The organism is Erythrobacter sp. CCH5-A1 (assembly GCF_001557115.1).
Taxonomy (GTDB): Bacteria; Pseudomonadota; Alphaproteobacteria; order Sphingomonadales; family Sphingomonadaceae; genus Erythrobacter.
Window position 1 is genome coordinate 1 of the sequence record NZ_LSKQ01000099.1, and the last position, 2,592, is coordinate 2,592.

Annotated in this window: 3 protein-coding genes and 1 pseudogene; 1 reads left to right on the forward strand and 3 read right to left on the reverse strand. The window is 69.8% G+C overall.

The features are described from left to right. Together AX708_RS04725 and AX708_RS04730 are read right to left on the reverse strand one after the other, a co-directional pair. A pseudogene (locus tag AX708_RS04725) lies at positions 1–572 on the reverse strand (ATP-dependent DNA ligase); the annotation flags it as partial. Further along, positions 572–1,165 (reverse strand): YdeI family protein, encoded by a 594-nt coding sequence (locus AX708_RS04730; RefSeq protein WP_066529437.1) that lies wholly within the window; start codon positions 1,163–1,165, stop codon positions 572–574. The gene AX708_RS04730 and the pseudogene AX708_RS04725, both read right to left, overlap by 1 nt. 95 nt (positions 1,166–1,260) lie before the next feature. Between AX708_RS04730 and AX708_RS04735 the strand changes: the two genes are divergently transcribed. Continuing rightward, positions 1,261–1,572 (forward strand): hypothetical protein, encoded by a 312-nt coding sequence (locus AX708_RS04735; protein WP_066529442.1) that lies wholly within the window; start codon positions 1,261–1,263, stop codon positions 1,570–1,572. 25 nt (positions 1,573–1,597) lie between these two features. Here the strand turns inward: AX708_RS04735 and AX708_RS04740 are convergent. Then, positions 1,598–2,592: ligase-associated DNA damage response exonuclease (locus AX708_RS04740; RefSeq protein WP_067489617.1), on the reverse strand; the 995-nt coding region annotated here is incomplete at its 5' end.

A 2,592-nucleotide genomic window follows, 5' to 3' on the forward strand; every position in this document is an offset into this window, starting at 1 on the left:
GGGGCGGCGCCGGTGGCCCAGACGAACAGTTCGGCATAGGGGGGCGAGAGGGCGTGCCAGTATTCCTCGACCTCCTCGACTGCCACATCGAAGGCCATCGCGAAGGCGGTCTTGGCAAGCCGCGCCGACACGCCGACACGCATTCCCCCGGTCGCCAGCTTGATGAGCGCATAGCGCCCCTTGGCATCGAGCCGGTCAAACAGCGCGGGCAGTTCACGCGGGGCGGTGGCGCGGGTGAGGGCGGAGAGCCGCTCGACCACTTCGACCAGCGACAGGTCGGGCTGGGGCACGGCATCCTCGGGCTCGGGCCACAAGAGGCTCGCGGTTTCTGCCGTATCGCCCACGAAATCGCGTGAGAGTGCCCAGAGCACCGGATCGATCCGCTCCATCATCAGGTTGCGCACAGTCGAGGACTTCACCGCCGGAAAATCGAGTCCGTCGGTCAGCGCCGCAAGCGCCCAGCCACGGTCGGGATCGGGGGCAGCGCGTAGATAGGCGGCGATCAGGGCGAGCTTGCGATTTCGGCTGGTGGTGTAAACCAGCGCATCGAGCAGGGCGGCGAATTCCTCCATCAGACCTTGGGCCTCCAGGCCGTGGGGTCCTTGCCCTCGCGTGCGGCGGCGACGATGCGGGCGACCCGCGCCGCGCGGGTTGCGGGGCGCTTGGCGGCCAGCAACAGTTCGAGGCTGCGGCGGCGCACCGAAAGGCTGAAGGCCTCCCAACTCTCCCGCGCGCCTGCCGCCGCCAGCGCCTCTGCAAGATCGGGCGGGGCCTCGCCGCTCTCGGTCTCCTTGAGCCGCTCCCACGCCGCGTCCGCACGCGCGGCCTCGACCACGGCGCGGCCCGGTGCGGCCATCCGCCCTTCGGCTTCGAGCCGCGCGATCCGCTCGCGGTTGTCCTTGGACCACGCGCTGCCCGGTTTGCGCGGCGAGATCAGCAGCATCGACCGTGTCTCGTCGAGCGCGCGCGGCAGGCTGTCGATCCACCCGAAGCACAGCAGCTCCTCGACGATCGCGGCGTAGGGAATGTAGCCCGCGCCCGCCCGCTTCTTGCCCGTCACCAGCCAGACCGATTGCCCGCGCGCGTGGTTCGCCGCTAGCCATGCGCGAAGCTCGTGGGTGCTGGCCACTTCGACCTGTTCGATATGATCAAGCCGCGCGTTCATCGGGGCCCGACATGTTCATTGCGCAGCCACATGGAATCGCTAGAGCGCGTTGCTGACATTCGTGTCAGCCCCGTTGCCAATAAGGAAACCGCTCCATGAAGTTTGCCCCGCTTGCCGCCCTCGGCCTTGCTCTTGCCGCTGTGACCGCGCCTGCTGCCGTGGTGGCGCAGGACACCGCCACCCCCGCGCCGGCTTTCACAATCGACACCCCGATCGAGACCCTGATGGCCGACGAGCGCGCCAAGGCCGTGCTGACCGCGAATTTCGGCGGGCAGGACCTGTCGCAGCACCCCGCCTACGACCAGTTCAAGGCGCTGAGCCTCAAGGCGCTCGCCCCGTTCTCGCAGGGGCTGATCACCGAAGAGATGCTGGCCAAGATCGGCGCCGAGCTGGCCGCGATCAAGTAAGCATGATGGCACGGGGACGAGGGTTTCAGTCATCCTCGTCCTCGTAGCCCACCAGCGCCAGCGCGCGGGCGCGGCGCTGGTTCAGCTCGCACCAGCGCAGCAGCGCTTCCTCGCGGCCGTGGGTGATCCAGGTCTCGGCGGGGTTCACTTGCGCGATGGTGCGGGTGAGTTCGTTCCAGTCGGCATGGTCGGAGATGACCAGCGGCAGCTCGACCCCGCGCTGGCGGGCGCGCTGGCGCACGCGCATCCAGCCCGAGGCCATCGCGGTGACGGGATCGGGCAGGCGGCGGCTCCAGCGGTCATTAAGCGCCGAGGGTGGGGCGAGAATGATGCCCCCGCGCATCGCCTCCTTCGACGGAGCATCGCTGACCAGCCGGAGATCGCCGAGCGCCACGCCGTGCTCCTCGTAGAGCCGGCACATCGCCTCCATCGCGCCGTGGAGCCAGATCGTCTCGTGGTGCCCCGCGGCGCGCAGTTCCGCGATCACCCGCTGCGCCTTGCCGAGCGCATAGGCGCCGACGAGGATGCAGCTGTCGGGGTTTTCCGCGCGCGCCTCCAGCAGCTTGCCGATCTCCTCCCCGATCGGCGGGTGGGTGAAGACCGGGAGGCCGAAGGTCGCCTCGGTGATGAAGATGTCGCAGGGGGTGACGGCGAACGGGGCGCAGGTCGGATCGGGGGCGCGTTTGTAATCGCCAGTGATGATGACCCGCTCGCCCGCGTGCTCGAGCAGGATCTGCGCGCTGCCGAGGACGTGGCCCGCAGGCAGGTAGGTCGCCGTCACGCCGCCGCCAATGTCGAGGGCCTCGCCGTATTCGGCCGGGGAGGCGCCGTCGCGGGTCTGGTAGCGCAGCTCCATGATCGCGAGCGTCGCGGGGGTGGCGATGGTGATGCCGTGCCCGCCGCGCGCGTGGTCGGCATGGCCATGCGTCACCAGCGCGCGGGGCACGGGGCGCGAGGGGTCGACCCAGGCGTCGGCGGGGACGATGTGGATGCCCCACGGCTCGGGCCGGATCCAGGAGA